The organism is Chryseobacterium sp. GTID13, assembly GCF_056172655.1.
Genome location: NZ_JAOCMB010000002.1, coordinates 50,910 through 69,839 on the forward strand (window position 1 = coordinate 50,910; position 18,930 = coordinate 69,839).

Below are 18,930 nucleotides of genomic sequence, written 5' to 3' on the forward strand. Positions count from 1 at the left end.
GTTTACCAATTTATCAGTGTACCAGTATGACAATAACTTAGTTTATTGTTATACTGGTACATTGTTCTATTGTTACATTATTAAAAAATAAAGTTCAATCGATAGTTATGCGTTTTTTTCAGCAATTTTATTTTCAATAGTAGTGTAGAAATCATCAAATGTTACCATTTTTTTGAAATCTGCCTCGCCTAATTTCACCCCGAAATTAGATTCAATAACTACGACCATATCAATATAGTCCAGACTGTCCAGCCCGAGTGTTTTTTTCAGGTTGGCATCATTGCTGATCTCATCGCCATCCACTTCGAATTCGTTTACTAAGAAATCATTAACGATGTCAACAATTTTTTCCCTTTCCATGTTTTTAATCAAATTTTTTAACTATTAATGCGGAGTTGGTTCCCCCAAATCCGAAAGAATTCGACAAAAATACGTCAATTTTTTGATTTTTCGTTTTTGAGACCAAATTTATCTTTTTCGCCTCATCGTCAGGGTTTTCCAGATTGATATTCGGAGCTATGAAATCGTTCTGCATCATCAGAATGGAGTATACCACTTCACTTGCTCCTGCCATCCAGCATTCATGGCCGGTCATAGATTTTGTAGAGCTTACAGGAACTTCGCTTCCGAAAATTTCATGGATCGCTTTAGCTTCATTGGCATCACCAATTGGCGTAGAAGTCGCATGAGCATTGATATAATCGATATCTTCCGCTTTTAATCCTGATTGTTTCAGGGCTCTGTCCATGGCTAAGGCCGGTCCGTCAACATTTGGCGTAGAGATATGCCCTCCGTTTGAAGAAAAACCATAGCCTACAATTTCTGCAAGAATAGTAGCCCCTCTTTTCTGTGCAGATTCAAGGCTTTCTACAATAAGGCTAGCGGCGCCTCCGCTTGGGATAAGGCCGTCTCTTCCGGCATCAAAAGGTCTGGATGCTTTTGTGGGCTCATCTTCTCTTACGGAGAAAACGCCAAGTCCGTCAAAACTCGCCATTGAATATTTGTTGGTTTCCTGTGCTCCTCCACAGATAATCATATCCTGGAATCCGTTTTTGATCATCATGTAAGCAAGTCCCAAAGAATGGGAACCGCTCGCACAGGCTGCACTGATGGTAAGGTTGATCCCTTTCAGCTTAAAAATCGTTGAAAGGTTCATGGTTACCGTTGAGTTCATTGATTTGAAGATCGCTCCGGATCCCATCAATGTTGTATCTTTTTTCTCCCTGGCAATGTCGATAGATTCTACAACTGCCTGAGAAACACTGTCGTTTCCGTATAAAATTCCCACTTCGTGAGCATCCAGGAAATCCTGGTCTATTCCTGCCTGTTTCAGGGCATCTGTGGTAGCAAGATAAGCATATTCGCTTTCCTCTCCCATGCTTACACGCTGGCGTCTGTTCAGCAGGTTTTTAAGATCAGGCTTAGGCACTACTCCTGTAAGACCGGACCTGAACCCGAATTCTTTTCTTTCCTGTACTAAAGCAATACCGGATTTTCCTTGATATAGGGATTCTCTGACCTCTTCCAGAGAGGTCCCGATGCAAGAATAAATTCCCATTCCGGTAATTACAACCCTATTTTCCATTTATAATTAAGATTTTAGATGGCAGGTTACAGGTGGCAGCTCTTTACTGCGACCTTTTATCTGCTACCTGATTTATGAATAAATTCCCCCGTTGATGTTCACTACTTCCCCAGTAATATATGAAGCTTTCCTCGAAGCCAGAAAGGCTACAAGATCTGCCACTTCTTCGGCCTCTCCAAATCTGTTGGCAGGGATCATGGCTTTCATTTCGCTTTCATTAAAATCCTGGGTCATATCTGTTCTGATAAATCCGGGAGCTACTGCATTTACCGTGATATTTCTCTTGGCAACTTCCTGGGCCAGTGCTTTTGTAGCACCTACCAAAGCTGCTTTTGCTGCCGAATAATTTGTTTGTCCTGCAGTTCCTTTTACCCCGGAAACAGAGACCATATTGATGATTCTCCCATATTTGTTACGTAGAAGTTTCTGGATAAAGAAGTTAGTTACATTAAAAAATCCGTTAAGGCTTGTGCTGATCACACTGTTCCAGTCTTCACTCTGCATCCACATGAATAATCCGTCTCTTGTAATACCGGCATTGTTTACGATCACTTCAACAATGGCATCAGGTTTTTTGTCCTGCCATTCCGTTAAAACATTCAGGGTTTCTTCAGCATTGGCCACATCGAATTTAAGGATCTCTCCTGTGGCTCCAAGCTCTTCTACTTTAGCCAAAGTTTCCTTTGCCGCGGTTTCGTTAGAAGCGTAGTTGATGAGTATATGATAGTTTTTTCTTCCGCCAGTTTTATACAGACAGCTCTTCCAATTCCCCTGGAGCCGCCTGTGACAATTGCACATTTCATGTGTTAGTGTTTATTTAGGTTTAGTTTTTTTAAGTTAAATTCTGTTCTTCCTGTATGACAATTCATTATCACTGATAATTACATTGCCTTTTAAATATTTCTTTACTTCTTCCAGATACGGGTACATTACCATATCATCTGAGAACGCAGGAATGATCTTTCTTATTTCGTCATACAGCTCCCTGGTAGAAGACGACACTTTATCCTGAAAACCAAGGTATTCAACAGCCTGAATGATCGTGATGGCTTCAATCGCCAATACTTCAAATGCATTTTCAATCACTTTCCGGCAGATTACTGCAGCATTGGTTCCCATGCTCACAATATCCTGATTATCATTATTATTAGGTATACTGTGAACATACATGGAGTTCGACAGCATCTGACTTTCCGCAGTAGTAGAAGTCGCTGTAAACTGTACTCCCTGCATTCCGAAATTAAAGCCTAATTTACCTAAATTTACGAAAGGTGGCAAAATTTCGTTGATCTTTGCATTTAAGAGGTAATTCAGCTGTCTTTCAGCCAGCATAGTGAGCTTGGTTACAACGATCTTCAGCTTATCCATTTCCAGCGAAATATAGTCTCCGTGGAAGTTTCCGCCATGATATACATGTTTGTCCTCTACATTAATGATTGGGTTGTCATTGGCTGAATTGATCTCGTTTTCAAGAACATTTTCAGTGTATTCCAATGTATCTAAAACAGGTCCCAGGATCTGAGGAACACATCTTAATGAATAATATTCCTGAACTTTTTCCTTAAATACTTTTTCCTGCTCTTCAAAATGAGTATAAAGATGGTCTTCTCTTTTTCTGATCAGCTTACTGTCGGCCAAATGCTTACGCATTTTTTCTGCTACTTTCTGCTGGCCGTAATGTTTTTTGGTTCCGTTTAAAGCTTCGGAAAGGTGATCATCATAAGCCTGAACAATCTCGTTAATGGCACAGGAAAGCCTGATGGAAATATCCGTTAACTGATTCGCTTTGTATGCGTTAACAATTCCTATTCCGGACATAACAGAAGTTCCGTTCATCAAAGCCAGACCTTCACGGATCTCTACTTTAATCGGTTCCAACCCTTCTGCTTCAAAAACTTCTTTTGTGGCTTTTCTTTCACCTTTATAGAAAACCTCGCCTTCTCCGATCAGAACTAAAGCAAGATGGGCAAGCTGTACCAAATCGCCACTTGCGCCTACTCCTCCGTGCTCAAAGATCAACGGCGTAACATCTCTGTTGATCAACTCTTTAAGCAAATGAATAACAGACTGATGAACTCCGGAATTTCCAAGTGAAAGGGTATTCAATCTGGCCAGCATACATGCTTTTACTTCCTGGGCAGGCAGTGGGTTCCCGATTCCTGAAGAGTGGCTTCTGATCAGGTTATACTGAAGCTGATGGGTATCTTCATCACTGATCTTGAACTGGGCCATTGGTCCGAAACCTGTATTGACTCCGTATATTACTTTATTTTTCGAAAATTCCTTCAAAAACTGAAAACTTGTTTCTACTCTATCCAAAAGTGATTCGTCCAGTTCAATTTTTCCGTTCTCAATGATAATTTTTTGAAAATCCTTCAGTTCTAAAAAGTTATTTATTTTCATCAATTAAAAGTAATAGTTGCTAATTTTGTAAAATATTAATTAATTGTCACTAATTTAGCGGCAAAGATAGAAGTTATTATTAAAATAAAAAATCAAGATGAGCAAAGAATTTGTTGACGTTCTCGTAATCGGTGCTGGACCTTCCGGATGCGTATCTTCTTCATACTTAAAGAAGAACAATGTCAACGTAAAGGTTGTTGAAAAGACAAAGTTCCCAAGACTGGTCGTTGGCGAAAGCTTAATTCCCAGGGTAATGGATCATTTTGATGAAGCAGGTCTTTTTCCGGCTCTGGATAAAATGGGCTTCGAAAAAAGCTGGGAGCACGGTTTTTAAGAGGCAATGAAGTCTGCATTTTTGATTTCAGCGACAAGTTCGGTGAAGGCTGGGACTGGACCTGGCAGGTTCCCAGAGCTGATTTTGATAATACGCTTGCCCAGGAAGTAATCAACAAGGGAATTGATCTCGAGTTTGAAACAGAAGTCATAGATATCCGGTTCAATGGTACAGATTCTGTAACAACGGTGAGGAATAAAGATGGTGAAACGAAAGAGATCCATTCTAAGTTCGTGATCGATTCAAGCGGGTACGGACGAGTGCTTCCCAGGTTGCTTGATCTTGAAAAGCCTTCTAAACTGTCGCCTCATTCTGCCATTTTTTCCCATGTAGAAGATATTAACAGGGAGGAAGGCGAAGAAGGTACTCTTATTTCTTTTGATATTATTGAAACTGAAGTATGGCTTTGGGTAATCCCTTTTTCCAACGGAAATACGAGTGTGGGAATTGTAGGGCCTACAGAATATATTGAAAAGCTGTCTGAAAACGATGATACGACAGAGGCATTAAGAAAAGCCATTTCTCTTTCCGACTATTATGTAAAACGTTTTGGCAATGTGGATTTTCTTTTTGAACCAAGACATCTGAAAGATTATTCCTGCTCGGTAAAACAGCTGTTTGGGGACGGATATGCCCTGACCGGCAATGCTTCTGAATTCCTTGATCCTGTTTTTTCATCGGGAATGGCATTTGCCACGGAATCAGGAATGCTTGCCGCGAAATTGGCTTTAAGACAGCTTAATGGTGAGAAGATCGACTGGCAGAAAGAGTACACAGATTATATTCTTTATGGCGTGGATGTTTTCACTACTTATGTGAAGGAATGGTATACGGGAAATCTTCAGGAGTTATTTTTCCACAGACCTGAAAATGAAGATGTAAAGAGAAAAATATGCGCAGTTTTAGCCGGCTATGTCTGGAATAAGGACAATCCTTTTGTAAGAAAACACGATACTGTTATTAAGAATCTTGCCAACCTCATTAAAATGGAGAAACAGCAGGAACAATCATAAAAAAACGGTCTGAATATTTTCAGACCGTTTTTGTTTTTACTGAAGTGCTTTTTTTATTTCCGCCCCGAGTTTTTTACCGGTAACTTCATAAGCTCCTGCAATTCTTCCGTATTCCCAGGCAAAATCTTTATTCATCTTTTTCCCCTGGATTTTATCGGCCTGTAACCTCATCACCACATTTGAAGGATTATCTGTCTCTACAAACGTCAGGTCAGCGGTTAATTTTGCTTCCTGTGAACCGATCATTCCGCCGTACCAGCCTGCATAGATCCATTTTGCATCAATGATCAGGGTATATTTTGCTTTGGCATCGTTTTTAAAAGTTACTTTTTTTGATTTGCTGCTGACTCCTTTAAAGAAATAATTCAAATATTCTGAAGTTTTAAACTGCCCCCACTGATGTTCCCAGTTTTTCCAGACTGCTTCACTTTTTTTAGCTGTAATATCTGCTTTCCTGTTTTCAATATATTGTGCTTCTGTAAAGTTTTTCTCCTGATAAACAGCATTATCGAACTTCAACTGAACATTCACTTCGGTCTGGTCTTTTAAGAAATCGAAATTTCCGGATTCGAAGTTGATTTGATTTTGGGCAAAAGCCACTGTCGTCATTGCTACGAATAATAGCAATAATAATTTTTTCATGGTTATAAGTTTCTAAAAATTAAGTTTCAAATATATTATAAATATTGATCTGCTGAAACTGCTGTTACTTTTTTCTTTGTAATGATTTACCTTGAGCCAGCACTTTTTTCATGGTTTGTGATGTGTTTTTATCTTAAATCTATGAAGGTAATGGGTTTTCTGCTGTTTGGGTTGAAAACTGTTTTGGACAGAATATCAAAATCTATGATCTCAATTTTAGGACTTACCCTTAGCTTAGCCCGGAAGTGATCTCGAACTTCATTCACAAAAGTTTCATGATCCTGTTCTGTGCTCAGCTTGATAATAATTTCATCCAACCCTATTTCATTAGACTGGATAACAATCTGATAACATAAAATAGTATTGAAATCATTCAAAATATCATTCATAGCAGGTGGATAAAGCGTCGTTCCTTTGTATTTGATCATCTGCTGTTTTCTTCCGACAACCGGGCCCAGCCTCATCGTGTTTCTTCCACATTGGCACGGTTCATAATGAGCCTTTACAATATCTCCGGTTTTAAAGCGAAGCAAAGGAATAGCTTCTACCCCTAAAGTAGTGATGGTCAGCTCCCCGTTTTCTCCTTCCTGAACAGGAATTTCGTTATCATCAAGGATTTCTGTGATGATGAGTTCCGGGTGATGATGACCGCCGTTCTGGAATTCACATTCTGTAAAGGCAGTACTCATTTCCGTGGAGGCATAGGTTGAAAATAATTTAATATTCCATTTTTCCTTGATCTTCTGCGAAAGAATATTGTCGGTAAAATCCTGGTTTTTGATGCTTTCCCCAATACATACCGCTCCATAAACACTTGAGTTTTTATAATCCAGCCCGTTCTTTTCAGCATAATCTATCATTTTCAGAAGAAAAGACGGCACTGTGATCAGGTATTTGGGCTTATATCTGAAAATAGAATCCCACTGAAGCTCGGGAATACTGGGTCCCATTCTTACCACACTTGCCCCCATTTTCCTTAATCCCAGAAAATAGGCAAGGCCTGCCATAAATCTTTTGTCGATGGTAGTAATCATCTGAACGACATCTCCTTTCTGAATTCCGGCACAGGCAAAAGAAATGGATTCGTTGTAGGCCAGCCTTTCAAGATCATTGTCGGATAATCCAAAAGTGACCGGATCACCCAAAGTTCCTGAAGTGGTACTGTAATCTACAATTTTGTCTTGTGAAATACAGAAAAAATCATGATTATACTGTTGCAGATCATTCTTTGTTGTTGTCGGAATCTTTTGCAGATCTTCCAACGTCCGGATATCTGCAGGATTGATATTATTTTCTTTGAATAATTTCTGATAAAAAGGTGAATGAGTCTCAAGATAAGCCAGAAGCTCCTGAAGCTTTTGCTCCTGAAACTTTTTAATTTCCTGAATACCTGATTTTTCGATGGCCGGATAGAATTCCAATGATTTTATTTTTAAAAGACAAATTTATTTATTTAAAATTAAAAGATTGAATGATTAAAAGATTTAACAGAGGTTGTTTAAACTTTTATATTTAACCACTTAAGTTTTTTGGAACCAGGCTTTATGCATAATAAGTACACTTAAGTTTTATGAAAATCTTTGATTTTCATCTTATGTGAACTTTTCTTCTGAATCATATTAAACTTACTTAGGTGAACTAAATTGTTTAAAATGAAAACTTTTGTGACTTTTGTGGTTTTTTAAGTTTAAACAACTTTACAATTACTAACCGTTATTATTTACCGTTGGAAGGTAAAAGTTTGTGTATTGGTATTTCCTGCCGTATTGGTTGTTGTTACTTTTAAGACATGTGAACCAGAGCCTTTGGGACACTTTTCATCGAAAACATAGACAAAATCATCTTTTACGCGGGCAAAACGGAGCCATTTCCCGTCCAGTTCCGCCCGGAATGAAGCAATATCACCCACTTTAGCTGCTCCTTTCAACCGTAAAGAACTGCTGTTTATAAGGGTTCCTTCTTTCCAGTTCGCAGAAACAGAAGGCAAACTTTCATCCAGCAGCAGAACTGCCGTCCCGAGTCTGTTAAATTCTGCCTCCGCCCGGTCTCCGTTCCATTTTGCTTTTACAGCATCCGTATCACTTCCGTAATCAAACAGTATGACCAGTTTATTCTTTTCTTCATTTGATAATTTCCTGTTGGGCTTTATTTTCAGTGTAAAATAATCATGAACCGGAATGTACGGGGTCTGTAGAACAACAGTATTGGAAATTGCAGCCGGATGAGAGGCCGGTTTTTCATACATTTTAAAGTTCACTGCATCATACACTGCATTTTTACTAAGATTTATTGCCGCATTTTCGATACTTACTGTTTTTGCTTCATCCGGCTTCACCAATTGATCCGAAGGACTTACCTGCTGCGAATTTACAGCATAACGAACTTTTGTGACCAGCTTACTGGTGTTTCCGTTAACGTCCTTTAAAACAATTTCAATATTGTGAACACTATCATCCTCAAGGTGAATAATTCCTGTTTTACCGGATGAATTGTAATTTTTCAGTTTCATTCCCGGTAATTCAGATAAATGCTGGATGCTCATTTTATCTCTTGAAAACTTTGTGTAATCTATGCATCCATTAAGATAACGGGTATCGTCATAGCTTACTTTATCAATAGAAAAACTATAGATTAGCTGACCGTCCATCAACAGTTCGGCCTGATAAATCCCAAGATTAAATCCCTGATTGGCTTTATCCACAGCCTTAACGGCAAAGCTTATTTCCGGTGAAGTAACCTGGATAATATCTGTTGTATATCCATTTCCTGCCTTTTTAACCGGAATTCCATTTGCTCCGGGCTCATAGGTGCTGAAGCGGCGATCATACCAATAAAGTCCGCTAATCGTAGGCACAACACGGTCCGGAATATTAAAGCCAAAAAGCAAAGGATTGATGCATTCTTCCGTTTTAGTATCCCTGATTTCAAAATGTAAATGCGGTCCTGCCGAACCTCCTGTATTCCCGCTTAAAGCGATAACCTGGCCTTTAGTTACGGAAAACTGCCCGGGAGAAAAAGTGATATCCTGCTCCCATTTTTCGTCTTTGTACTGTCTTTCTTTTACATATCCATCCAGCTGGTCAAAATATTTATTGAGATGCGCATAAACTGTAGTATAGCCATTGGGATGGGTGATATAAACCGCATTTCCAAAACCGTAGCGTTCTACTTTTATCCTGCTTACATAACCGTCAGCCGCCGCAACAACCGGTAAATTTTCCTGGCTGTTCGTTCTGAGATCCAAGCCCATATGAAAATGGTTGGAACGGACGGCACCAAAATTGGCAGCCAGCTGCATGGGAATATTCATCGGGCTCCTGAAATAGTTTTGCGGATAATTATTCTGGGCTGATGTGGCAAAATAATTTAGAAAATAAACAACGAAGATGAGTTTACAGAAACTTTTCATACGCATTGGTTTGGGATCTATTGAAATTTACAAAATTTTATATTATTAGCAAATAGAATATGGATTTAAGTTCGCGTGAAAGGGTTTTGATTTAGCCACAGACTACACGAATTTACCCAGATGATGCTGTGAAAAATATGCCATTTATGAAAAGACATGATTTTAATTTAAAATTTGGCTAAAGCCTGATGAATATACTCCATTTTTAAAGCGGGCTAAAGCCCGCTCCTATTGAATAAAACAACCGTGAAAAATAGGGTAAACCGCAAGAAAAATTCACCTATTCACTCTTCACTATTCACCTTCAAACTTCATTCTGCATTTATATTTCTGAAATTGAACTTTTTAATAGATATAACCTAAATAAAACATATCTTATAAACCGACAAAAATCACTAAATTTGCAGACTTAATTAATCAACGATATTGAGATATTTACAATGAGCCAATTTAAAGAATACAAAAACCTCAACCTTATTGACATAGCCGAGAATGTATCGGAGTTTTGGAAACAGAATAAAACGTTCAGTAAAAGTGTTGAGATTCGCGAGGGTAACGCCGAGTTTGTTTTTTATGAAGGTCCGCCTTCAGCAAACGGTATGCCCGGAATTCACCACGTTATGGCCAGAGCATTAAAGGATATTTTCTGTCGTTTCCAGACGCAGAACGGGAAGCAGGTTTTCCGTAAAGCGGGCTGGGATACACACGGACTTCCTGTGGAACTGGGCGTAGAAAAGGAATTAGGAATTACGAAAGAAGATATTGGCAAAAAAATCTCTATTGAAGACTACAACAAGGCCTGCCGTGAAGCGGTAATGCGATATACTGACGTATGGAATAACCTTACGGAGAAAATCGGATACTGGGTAGACCTTGATGATCCTTATATCACCTACAAGTCCAAATATATGGAAACCGTTTGGTGGCTGCTGAAACAATTGTATGATAAAGAATTATTGTACAAAGGATACACAATCCAGCCCTATTCACCAAAAGCAGGAACAGGACTTTCTTCCCACGAGCTTAACCAGCCGGGAACGTATCGTGATGTCTCGGATACTACGGTGGTGGCACAGTTCAAAGCAAAGAAAGAAACTTCTGACCTGTTTAATGAGGTGGATGGAGATGTGCATGTTTTAGCATGGACCACTACTCCATGGACTTTGCCTTCCAACACAGCTTTGGCAGTAGGAAGAGATATTGAATATGTATTGGTTAAAACATTCAACCAATATACATTTGAGCCTATCACCATTGTATTGGCAAGGGTTCTTTTACCTAAAGTGTTCGGTAAGAAATATGCGGAAGGAACTGATGAAGATTTTGCAAATTATACTGAAGCAAGCAAAGTCATTCCTTTCAAAGTTATAAAAGAATTCACCGGCGAGCAGCTTGCCGGAACTCAGTACGAGCAGCTTATCCCTTGGTTTACTCCTAACGATTCACCTGAAAAAGCTTTCAGGGTGATCATCGGGGATTTCGTAACGACTGAGGACGGTACGGGTATCGTTCACATTGCTCCTACATTTGGTGCAGATGATGCGAGAGTTGGAAAAGAGAACGGAATCCCGCCAATGTTGGTAAAAGATGAGAATGACAATCTTGTTCCTCTTGTAGACCTGCAGGGTAAATTCATCAAAGGAGAAAATGTGCCTGAAGTATTCTCAGGAAAATATATCAAGAACGAGTATTACGATGACGGAACTGCTCCTGAGAAATCATGGGATGTGGAACTGGCAATTGTTTTAAAAACTGAAAATAAAGCCTTCAAGGTTGAAAAATATGTCCACAGTTATCCGCATTGCTGGAGAACTGATAAGCCGGTATTGTATTATCCGCTGGATTCATGGTTTGTAAAAATGACTGCTGTGAAGGACAGGCTGGTTAATTTAAACAAGGAAATCAACTGGAAGCCGAAAGCTACCGGAGAAGGACGTTTTGCGAACTGGCTTGAAAATGTAAACGACTGGAATCTTTCCCGTTCAAGATACTGGGGTATTCCGTTGCCAATCTGGAGAACGGAAGATCTTAAAGAAGAAAAGATCATCGGGTCTGTAGAGGAGTTGTACAATGAGATTGAAAAATCCGTTGCTGCAGGATTCATGAAAGAAAATCCTTTCAAAGGTTTTATAATCGGAAATATGTCTGAGCAGAACTATGAACTGGTTGATCTTCATAAAAATGTAGTGGACAAAGTCGTTCTTGTTTCAGATTCAGGTAAAGCAATGAACCGTGAAAGTGACCTGATCGACGTTTGGTTCGATTCAGGATCTATGCCTTACGCTCAGCTGCATTATCCCTTTGAGAATAAGGAAATGATCGATAATAACAAGGCATTCCCTGCTGACTTTATCGCAGAAGGTGTCGACCAGACCCGTGGATGGTTCTATACGCTTCACGCGATCGGAACAGCTGTTTTTGACTCTGTTGCTTATAAAAATGTGATGAGTAACGGGCTTGTTCTGGATAAAAACGGCCAGAAAATGTCAAAACGTTTAGGAAATGCAGTAGACCCGTTCGAAACGCTTTCAGTATACGGACCGGATGCCACAAGATGGTATATGATCTCGAATGCGAATCCCTGGGAAAACCTGAAGTTTGATATCGAAGGCATTGATGAGGTGAGAAGAAAATTCTTCGGAACACTTTACAACACCTACTCATTCTTTGCATTGTATGCCAATGTGGATGGATTCAACTACACAGAAAAAGAAGTGGAAAACCGTCCGGAAATCGACCGATGGATCCTTTCCGAGCTGAACCTTTTAATCAAAGAAGTAAAAGCATTCTACGAAGATTACGAACCGACAAGAGTAGCCAGAGCCATCAGCACCTTTGTGAATGATAACCTGAGCAACTGGTACGTAAGACTGTGCAGAAGACGTTTCTGGAAGGGAGATTATTCTGATGATAAAATCTCTGCTTACCAGACTTTATATACGTGTCTTGAAACAGTGGCTAAATTATCTGCACCAATTGCTCCTTTCTTTATGGATCAATTGTATCAGGATTTAAACAAGGTGACAGGAAAAGATAAAGGTGAATCTGTACATTTAACAGATTTCCCTGTAGCTGATGAAAGCCTGATCGATCAGGATCTTGTAGAGAAAACGCATCTGGCACAGAACATCACGAGTATGGTTTTCTCTTTAAGAAAGAAAGAAAACGTAAAAGTTCGCCAGCCATTGCAGAAAGTGTTGGTGCCGGTTCTTGATTCCAAAACGGAAGAGCAGATCCTGGCCGTTGCAGAACTGATCAAGCAGGAAGTGAATGTTAAAGAATTGCAGTTGATCAATGCGGAAGAAGCATCCCATTTAATTGTAAAACAGATAAAACCTAACTTCAAAGCTCTTGGGCCGAAGTTAGGAAAAGATATGAAAACCGTAGGCGGAGCGATTGCTGAGATGAATGCGGAACAGATTGCAAGCCTTGAAAAAGAAGGAAAAATAGATATCCAGGGTTACGAAATCACCCCTGATGATGTGGAAATCTCTACAAAAGATATCCCGGGATGGACGGTAACTTCTGACGGAAAAACAACTGTGGCATTAGATTTGACGTTAACTGAAGAATTAAAATCTGAGGGTATCGCAAGAGAGTTCATCAACAGAATTCAGAACCTGCGAAAAGATAAAGACTTTGAACTGACAGACAGAATTAAGATCTCCATCGAAGAGAATTCTCCTTTCCTTGAAGATGTTAAGAAAAATGAGGAATATATTTCCTCAGAGGTCTTGTCAAATAAAATAGAAATTGTATCTTCACTTTCAAATTTTAACGAAATCGAAATAGATGAGGTTAATTTTAAGGTAAATGTTGAAAAAAATTAACATATAGTTAATGTATTTCAAATTCCATTTCATAATTTTATTAAAAAAGAGAAAAGAATATGTCAGACGAAAGAGTTAGATACAGCGATGCTGATTTACAGGAATTTAAGGCTATTATCAAAGAAAAAATAGAAAAAGCAGAAAGAGATCTTCAGCTGATCAGAGAAAGCTTCATCAACGACCAGAATAACGGTACAGATGATACGTCTCCTACATTCAAGGCTTTTGAAGAAGGTGCAGAGACTTTAAGCAAAGAGCAGAACTCTATTCTGGCCGGACGTCAGGAAAAATTCGTCCGTGATCTTAAAAATGCTTTGATCCGAATCGAAAATAAAACCTATGGTGTATGCAGAGTAACCGGAAAGCTGATTCCTAAGGAAAGACTTTTAGCCGTTCCTCATGCTACGCTGAGCATTGAAGCGAAAAATATGCAGAAATAAGCCGTAAAGGTTTGTAAAAATAATATTGGGTTTATATCGTATTCGAGGATACTTTATAAACCTAATTTTTAATGTATACCCATGAGCCAAGTATTGATTTTAGCAATTATCATTGCTGCAGTTTTACTGTTTTTCAATAGGGAGCGGATCAAAAACAGATTCTTTCCCGACAAGCATAAAAACTACACCATTGATGATCAGTTTAATTCCGACAAACGCGAAAGGGAAAAAGAAATCGACCGACTTTTGAGTAAGATGGGCAAAAACGGAATCAATGATCTCTCTGCAAAAGACAGAAAAAGACTTGACGAGCTGTCCAAAATGTAATATATAAAAACAGAAAAGAAATGGAATCTATCATAGTACATCCTAAGAATCCTATGGAACTGAGCGCACTGAAAAGTGTTTTAAAGGAAATGAACATTAAATTTGAAAAGGCTCACACCAAAAATACGTTTCATACAGAAAAAGTGGCAAAGAAAATTTTCGACAAGAAAAACCCGGAGAAACCTTCTAAACCAAAAGGACTGTAATGAAAAAGATCTTAGCTATAACATTTTTAGTATTGTTAATTGATCAGGCTTCAAAAATTTACATCAAAACCCACTTCAACCTGGACGACAGTGTTTCTGTTCTTCCCGGCTTTAAATTGACTTTCGTAGAAAACCCAGGAATGGCTTATGGTCTTCATTTCGGCGGAATCATCGGAAAATATTTCCTGGTGATTCTAAGGCTTTTCTTAATCGGTGGGATGATATATATGTTTAAAAAATGGCTGAAGCAGGGCGCTTCCAATTATCTCCTGATTCCAATGGCTATTATTTTTGCCGGTGCTATCGGAAATATTATTGACGGAATGTTTTATGGACTGATCTTCGACAGCGGAACGGTTTACGACCAGAGCATCGACCGATGGATCGGTTACGGCGGTGTTTCGAAATTTGTTCCTTTCGGACAGGGATATTCTGCCTTTATGAAGGGCTGCGTGGTAGATATGCTTCACTTTCCTCTGGTAGACTGGTATGTGCCGGACAACTGGCCAATAATCGGAGGTAAACATATTGAATTCTTCAAATATATCTTCAATGTGGCAGATTCAGCTATTACAATAGGAGCTGCTTTATTATTAATATTCAGAAAAAAGCTTTCCCTAACGGACTTGAGTTTTAAAACAGTATTCCGGATGAAAAAAGTAATTAAAAATATTTTTAAAATTTTCCTGCTTCTTTTTGTAGCGGGAATTATTTTTATAGCCTGGGCCAACTACAGCATCAGAAAAGAAAGCAGTGCTTTTGTTTCTTACAATATTTCGGATGTTCCGGAAACCAAAGTGGCCTTGCTGCTCGGGACCGGGAAAAACCTCAACAACGGTATGCCCAACGCTTATTTTTACAACAGGATACAGGCTGCCATAGACCTGTATAAAAGCGGAAAGATCAGATACATTATTGTAAGTGGCGACAACAGCACCAAAGATTACAATGAGCCGGAAGATATGCAGCTTACCCTGATGAAATATGGTATTCCAAAAGACAGGATTATAATGGATCATGCCGGGTTTCGCACATTAGATTCCGTGGTAAGGGCCAAAGAAATTTTCGGACAGAATAAACTGGTGATCATTTCACAGAAATTCCACAATGAAAGAGCGGTTTTCCTGGCAAAGAAAAACGGAATAGATGCTTTCGGATACAACGCCAATGATGTCAATAAATACGCAGGCTTAAAGACCAACCTGAGAGAGTATCTGGCCAAGACAAAGGTATACTGGGACCTCCTTTTCGGGGTACAGCCGAAATTCGGAGGAGAAAAGATTATTATTCCATAAGGGCAAAACAGCAAATAGGCAAATTAGCCATTTCGCTTTTTTGCCCAAATACTACTATCTTTTTACATTTCCACCCATTAATGATCAATTTCTAAAATTTATTCCCTAAAACCTCGTAAATTTGCAATTCATTAATTTTTAATAAATCAAAAAACAAATGTCAAGAATTCTTACCGGCATTCAAGCCACCGGAACCCCCCATCTTGGAAATCTGCTTGGGGCGATTATTCCTGCTATTGAACTTTCCAAGCAGGAAGGAAATGAATCATTTTTATTTATTGCAAATCTTCACTCTCTTACCCAGATTAAAGATGCGCAGGTTTTAAAACAAAATACCTACGAGATTGCTGCGGCTTGGCTTGCTTGTGGACTGGATACAGAAAAAACATATTTTTACAGACAGAGTGATATCCCTGAAACCTGTGAACTTTCTTGGCATTTATCATGTTTTTTTCCTTATCAGAGATTAACACTGGCCCATTCATTTAAAGATAAGGCAGACAGGCTTCAGGATGTAAACGCCGGACTGTTTACCTATCCTATTTTAATGGCGGCAGATATTTTATTATACGATGCAGAGATTGTTCCCGTAGGAAAGGATCAGCTTCAGCATCTGGAAATTGCCCGCGATGTAGCTTCAAGGTTTAATAATCAGATGGGAGAAGTTTTCGTACTGCCTCAGTCTGAACTTCAGGAAGACACGAAATATGTTCCCGGAACAGATGGCCGAAAAATGTCTAAATCCATGGGAAATATCATTAATATTTTCTTACCTGAAAAGGAACTGAAAAAGCAGGTAATGAGTATCGAGTCCGATTCTAAAACATTGGAAGAGCCTAAAGATCCTGAAACAGATAAAACATTTGCCATCTATCAATTAATTGCAACTCCGGAACAAACTGAAGCATTGAGAGCGAAATATTTAGCAGGAAACTTCGGTTATGGTCATGCGAAAAAAGAGCTTTTGGATCTGATTTTAGTAAGATTTGAAAAAGAAAGAGAATTATTCTCTTATTACATGACCAATCTTGATGAACTGGAAGCAAAACTTCAGGAAGGAGCAACAAAAACGAGAATTATTGCTACAGAAACCATTAAAAGAGTAAGAGAAAGTCTTGGACTTTAATATCTCAGTATTCAAATAAAAAATCGGCATTCATTAAAATGAGTGCCGATTTTATTTTTATGACTTCCGATTTGATGAATAAGTTTCGGCGGCACCAAAGGTGCCGCCGAAACTCTTATAAATATTCTTTAATCTGCAATAGATGGGTAATTACTTTTAAACCTTCTTCCTGTTTATTTTCTTTATAAACATCAAAGAAAATCACATCTATTCCGTAGTTCTGGGCACCTACAACGTCCGCAATCCAGTCGTCACCGATCAGGATGCTTTCCTCTTTAGCAGCTTTTGCAAGTCCTAGAGAATATTCAAAAATCTCCGGATTGGGTTTTCTCACGCCAACAGAATCGGCACTGGTAATGGTTGTAAAATATTTATCTATTCCGGACAGGATGCATTTCCTTTCTGTTACTTCCTGGAAACCGTTGGAAATAACGTGCATCGTATAATGTTTGGACTTAAGATATTCCAGAATGTATTCCGCGCCTTCTACCAGCTCGTTGTGATTAAGGATCTTGTCCAGAAAATGTTCTTCAAAATATTGCGACAACTCTTCATCATCCACTCCGAAACGCTTGAATGTATCATAAAAACGGTGCTTTCTCAGATACTCCTTACCAATGATCCCATCTCTAATTTTTTCCCAGAGACTTTCATTGATTTCATGATAAGCAGAATGAAATTCTTCAAAGTCTATATTATAGTTTAAAGTAATTTCTTGCTTTTCAAAAAGGTCCTTAATGGTAAGGTAAGCGTTCTTACGGTGATCCCAGAGCGTATTGTCCAGGTCAAAAAAATGTGCTGAATTTTCATACAGCACAAAATTACTCTTTTAATTTTTGGAAACCGGAAAATTCTTGCTCTTGGTTTTTACCAATTCAAGACTTTTTGAGTAATTCAATAAAAAATCAATTGTTTGTTTCTTAGGTTTCAAAGTTTTCACTTTTAAGGAATCATTTTTTTTCATAGGCGAAAGTATGTTTTCCTATAAACGTGAATTTTTTAAAAATATTATCCTATCGTGTCAATACAATGTTATTTTCGTCCATGATTTTTCTCAGGTTGATCAGCGCATAACGTACTCTGCCCAATGTGGTATTGATACTCATATTGGTATGATCCGCGATTTCTTTGAAGCTCAGGCCGTCAAAAAACCTTAGTTTGATAACTTCCTGCTGGTTTTGTGGCAGAAACTGTAGCATTCTCAGAAGATCTTCCTGAATCTGCAGTGTTACCAGCTGATCTTCAATATTTTCCGATGGTTCTCTGATCAGATCAAAAATAGAATATTCGTCTGTTTCAAAAGTTGTTTCCGAAACTTTCACGTTTTTTGCTTTCAGTCTGAAATGATCGATGATAAGATTGTGTGCGATTCTTTTGGCCCAAAGAATGAATTTACCTTCTTCGTTATACCGGCCTTCTTTCAGCATCAGAATGATCTTCATAAATGTATCCTGAAAAACATCATTGGCCAGATCTTCATCATTAATTTTGTAAAAAATGAATGTAAACAGTTCTCTTTGATGACGATGAATAAGGGCTGATAAGGCTTCTTCGTCTCCTTTCTGGTAAAGGGAAATTAGTAGGCTGTCCGTTTTTGATTTCATAACTCTTCTCAATAATAAAAAATTTGCAGACCAGCAATTCTCCAGATATTCTATCTGGCCTTCGCTGTAAATACAAAACAGTTTTTTAGAGTAAAGTAAAATCTATAGGCGGTACGATTATTATATGGTGTAAATATAATAATTTTTTAATAACTGTTAACCTATTATTAAATTTTTACAATAAAATTTAACAAACATCACTTAAACATATCATGAATAAAGACAGTAGGAATATTTAATGTTAAATTAACATTTAACCCTTTCAGCTCTTTTCCGTTCAAACGGGCGTCTCCGATAGGAAATGCATACCCGCCGGTAAGGTCCAAAAGCCCGAAAAGTGTAACTCCTATTTTCGGTGCAATATATTTATTGGTTCCTTCAGCCCCCAGAAGCAAGTAATAGGAATGATAGAAATCTACATTTTTTTCAAAATTAAGAAGCACATCAGCCTGCAGTTTCGGCATGATGGCAAATTTGGAATTGGCGGAACCCATGAGCGCAGATCCGCCCAGCCTGTATATCACATCATCATTCTTCAGAAAAAGCAACTTACCTCCTACTTCTCCAAAGCTCTGATTCTGGTAAGTATATCCCACAGTAACCATTTTATGCATGGTATACTGTGCCTTTGCCGCCATGCTCAGGAAACATATAAAAAGTACGATAATGGCCGATCTAAAATTCATCATCTTTAATTATTTAAGGTGTAAAATTAA

Annotated in this window: 14 protein-coding genes and 4 pseudogenes; 8 read left to right on the forward strand and 10 right to left on the reverse strand. The window is 38.5% G+C overall.

Annotation, left to right across the window (positions count from 1 at the left end; all coding sequences use genetic code 11):
• Window positions 1–105 precede the first annotated feature (105 nt).
• The 4 genes and pseudogenes from N4G44_RS00285 to flxA all read right to left on the reverse strand — a co-directional run bounded on the left by N4G44_RS00285 (window position 106) and on the right by flxA (window position 3,988).
• The gene (locus N4G44_RS00285) at window positions 106–360 is read right to left on the reverse strand and encodes an acyl carrier protein (protein WP_040999465.1); all 255 of its coding nucleotides are present in this window, start codon (window positions 358–360) and stop codon (window positions 106–108) included.
• Window positions 361–364: 4 nt separating this feature from the next.
• On the reverse strand, window positions 365–1,585 hold the full coding sequence (locus tag N4G44_RS00290; RefSeq protein WP_265132561.1) for a beta-ketoacyl-[acyl-carrier-protein] synthase family protein: 1,221 nt from the start codon (window positions 1,583–1,585) through the stop codon (window positions 365–367).
• Window positions 1,586–1,657: 72 nt separating this feature from the next.
• Window positions 1,658–2,388: pseudogene (gene flxB, locus N4G44_RS00295) on the reverse strand (flexirubin biosynthesis SDR family reductase FlxB).
• Window positions 2,389–2,422: 34 nt separating this feature from the next.
• Window positions 2,423–3,988, reverse strand: coding sequence for a flexirubin biosynthesis tyrosine ammonia-lyase FlxA (gene flxA, locus N4G44_RS00300; protein ID WP_474924125.1), 1,566 nt, complete (start codon window positions 3,986–3,988; stop codon window positions 2,423–2,425).
• Window positions 3,989–4,085: 97 nt separating this feature from the next.
• Here flxA and N4G44_RS00305 point away from each other — a divergent pair.
• A pseudogene (locus N4G44_RS00305) lies at window positions 4,086–5,335 on the forward strand (NAD(P)/FAD-dependent oxidoreductase).
• 36 nt (window positions 5,336–5,371) lie between these two features.
• Here the strand turns inward: N4G44_RS00305 and N4G44_RS00310 are convergent.
• From N4G44_RS00310 to N4G44_RS00320, 3 genes are all read right to left on the reverse strand, one after another.
• The gene (locus N4G44_RS00310) at window positions 5,372–5,977 is read right to left on the reverse strand and encodes a hypothetical protein (RefSeq protein WP_474924127.1); all 606 of its coding nucleotides are present in this window, start codon (window positions 5,975–5,977) and stop codon (window positions 5,372–5,374) included.
• Window positions 5,978–6,105: 128 nt separating this feature from the next.
• The gene (gene flxY / locus N4G44_RS00315) at window positions 6,106–7,398 is read right to left on the reverse strand and encodes a flexirubin biosynthesis putative acyl-CoA ligase FlxY (protein ID WP_474924128.1); all 1,293 of its coding nucleotides are present in this window, start codon (window positions 7,396–7,398) and stop codon (window positions 6,106–6,108) included.
• Between the two features lie 299 nt (window positions 7,399–7,697).
• Window positions 7,698–9,386 carry a M23 family metallopeptidase gene (locus tag N4G44_RS00320; protein ID WP_474924130.1) on the reverse strand — a complete coding sequence of 563 codons (1,689 nt, stop codon included), beginning with the start codon at window positions 9,384–9,386 and terminating at the stop codon, window positions 7,698–7,700.
• 440 nt (window positions 9,387–9,826) lie between these two features.
• Between N4G44_RS00320 and ileS the strand changes: the two genes are divergently transcribed.
• From ileS to trpS, 7 genes and pseudogenes are all read left to right on the forward strand, one after another.
• Window positions 9,827–13,216, forward strand: coding sequence for an isoleucine--tRNA ligase (gene ileS / locus N4G44_RS00325; RefSeq protein ID WP_474924132.1), 3,390 nt, complete (start codon window positions 9,827–9,829; stop codon window positions 13,214–13,216).
• Between the two features lie 59 nt (window positions 13,217–13,275).
• Window positions 13,276–13,656 (forward strand): TraR/DksA family transcriptional regulator, encoded by a 381-nt coding sequence (locus N4G44_RS00330; RefSeq protein WP_034726982.1) that lies wholly within the window; start codon window positions 13,276–13,278, stop codon window positions 13,654–13,656.
• Between the two features lie 81 nt (window positions 13,657–13,737).
• Window positions 13,738–13,983: a DUF6576 domain-containing protein gene (locus N4G44_RS00335; protein ID WP_474924134.1), complete on the forward strand. Its 246-nt coding sequence runs from the start codon at window positions 13,738–13,740 to the stop codon at window positions 13,981–13,983.
• Between the two features lie 20 nt (window positions 13,984–14,003).
• Complete coding sequence (locus N4G44_RS00340) at window positions 14,004–14,189, forward strand: DUF2683 family protein (RefSeq protein WP_040999377.1); 186 nt, start codon at window positions 14,004–14,006, stop codon at window positions 14,187–14,189.
• Window positions 14,189–14,826, forward strand: a pseudogene (locus N4G44_RS00345) (lipoprotein signal peptidase). Before N4G44_RS00340 ends, N4G44_RS00345 begins: the two are co-directional and overlap by 1 nt.
• Window positions 14,827–14,839: 13 nt before the next feature.
• Window positions 14,840–15,484 carry a SanA/YdcF family protein gene (locus N4G44_RS00350; protein ID WP_474924138.1) on the forward strand — a complete coding sequence of 215 codons (645 nt, stop codon included), beginning with the start codon at window positions 14,840–14,842 and terminating at the stop codon, window positions 15,482–15,484.
• 157 nt (window positions 15,485–15,641) lie between these two features.
• On the forward strand, window positions 15,642–16,610 hold the full coding sequence (gene trpS, locus N4G44_RS00355) for a tryptophan--tRNA ligase (RefSeq protein ID WP_474924142.1): 969 nt from the start codon (window positions 15,642–15,644) through the stop codon (window positions 16,608–16,610).
• A gap of 115 nt (window positions 16,611–16,725) precedes the next feature.
• Here the strand turns inward: trpS and N4G44_RS00360 are convergent.
• The 3 genes and pseudogenes from N4G44_RS00360 to N4G44_RS00370 form a co-directional block, all read right to left on the reverse strand.
• Window positions 16,726–17,420, reverse strand: a pseudogene (locus N4G44_RS00360) (YjjG family noncanonical pyrimidine nucleotidase).
• Between the two features lie 203 nt (window positions 17,421–17,623).
• Window positions 17,624–18,214, reverse strand: a complete 591-nt coding sequence (locus tag N4G44_RS00365) for an RNA polymerase sigma factor (RefSeq protein ID WP_034726967.1) — start codon at window positions 18,212–18,214, stop codon at window positions 17,624–17,626.
• 197 nt (window positions 18,215–18,411) lie between these two features.
• A complete protein-coding gene (locus N4G44_RS00370) occupies window positions 18,412–18,903 on the reverse strand; it encodes a hypothetical protein (RefSeq protein ID WP_474924144.1) in 492 nt (163 codons plus the stop codon).
• Window positions 18,904–18,930: the final 27 nt, after the last annotated feature.

Bases quoted from the DNA above. Each gene is read 5' to 3' on its own strand.
- N4G44_RS00350 (WP_474924138.1), top strand. From the start codon at position 14,840: ATGAAAAAAGTAATTAAAAATATTTTTAAAATTTTCCTGCTTCTTTTT.
- ileS (WP_474924132.1), top strand. From the start codon at position 9,827: ATGAGCCAATTTAAAGAATACAAAAACCTCAACCTTATTGACATAGCC.
- N4G44_RS00310 (WP_474924127.1), bottom strand. From the start codon at position 5,977: ATGAAAAAATTATTATTGCTATTATTCGTAGCAATGACGACAGTGGCT.
- N4G44_RS00370 (WP_474924144.1), bottom strand. From the start codon at position 18,903: ATGATGAATTTTAGATCGGCCATTATCGTACTTTTTATATGTTTCCTG.
- flxA (WP_474924125.1), bottom strand. From the start codon at position 3,988: ATGAAAATAAATAACTTTTTAGAACTGAAGGATTTTCAAAAAATTATC.
- N4G44_RS00340 (WP_040999377.1), top strand. From the start codon at position 14,004: ATGGAATCTATCATAGTACATCCTAAGAATCCTATGGAACTGAGCGCA.
- N4G44_RS00290 (WP_265132561.1), bottom strand. From the start codon at position 1,585: ATGGAAAATAGGGTTGTAATTACCGGAATGGGAATTTATTCTTGCATC.
- N4G44_RS00365 (WP_034726967.1), bottom strand. From the start codon at position 18,214: ATGAAATCAAAAACGGACAGCCTACTAATTTCCCTTTACCAGAAAGGA.
- N4G44_RS00285 (WP_040999465.1), bottom strand. From the start codon at position 360: ATGGAAAGGGAAAAAATTGTTGACATCGTTAATGATTTCTTAGTAAAC.
- N4G44_RS00320 (WP_474924130.1), bottom strand. From the start codon at position 9,386: ATGAAAAGTTTCTGTAAACTCATCTTCGTTGTTTATTTTCTAAATTAT.
- trpS (WP_474924142.1), top strand. From the start codon at position 15,642: ATGTCAAGAATTCTTACCGGCATTCAAGCCACCGGAACCCCCCATCTT.
- N4G44_RS00330 (WP_034726982.1), top strand. From the start codon at position 13,276: ATGTCAGACGAAAGAGTTAGATACAGCGATGCTGATTTACAGGAATTT.
- N4G44_RS00335 (WP_474924134.1), top strand. From the start codon at position 13,738: ATGAGCCAAGTATTGATTTTAGCAATTATCATTGCTGCAGTTTTACTG.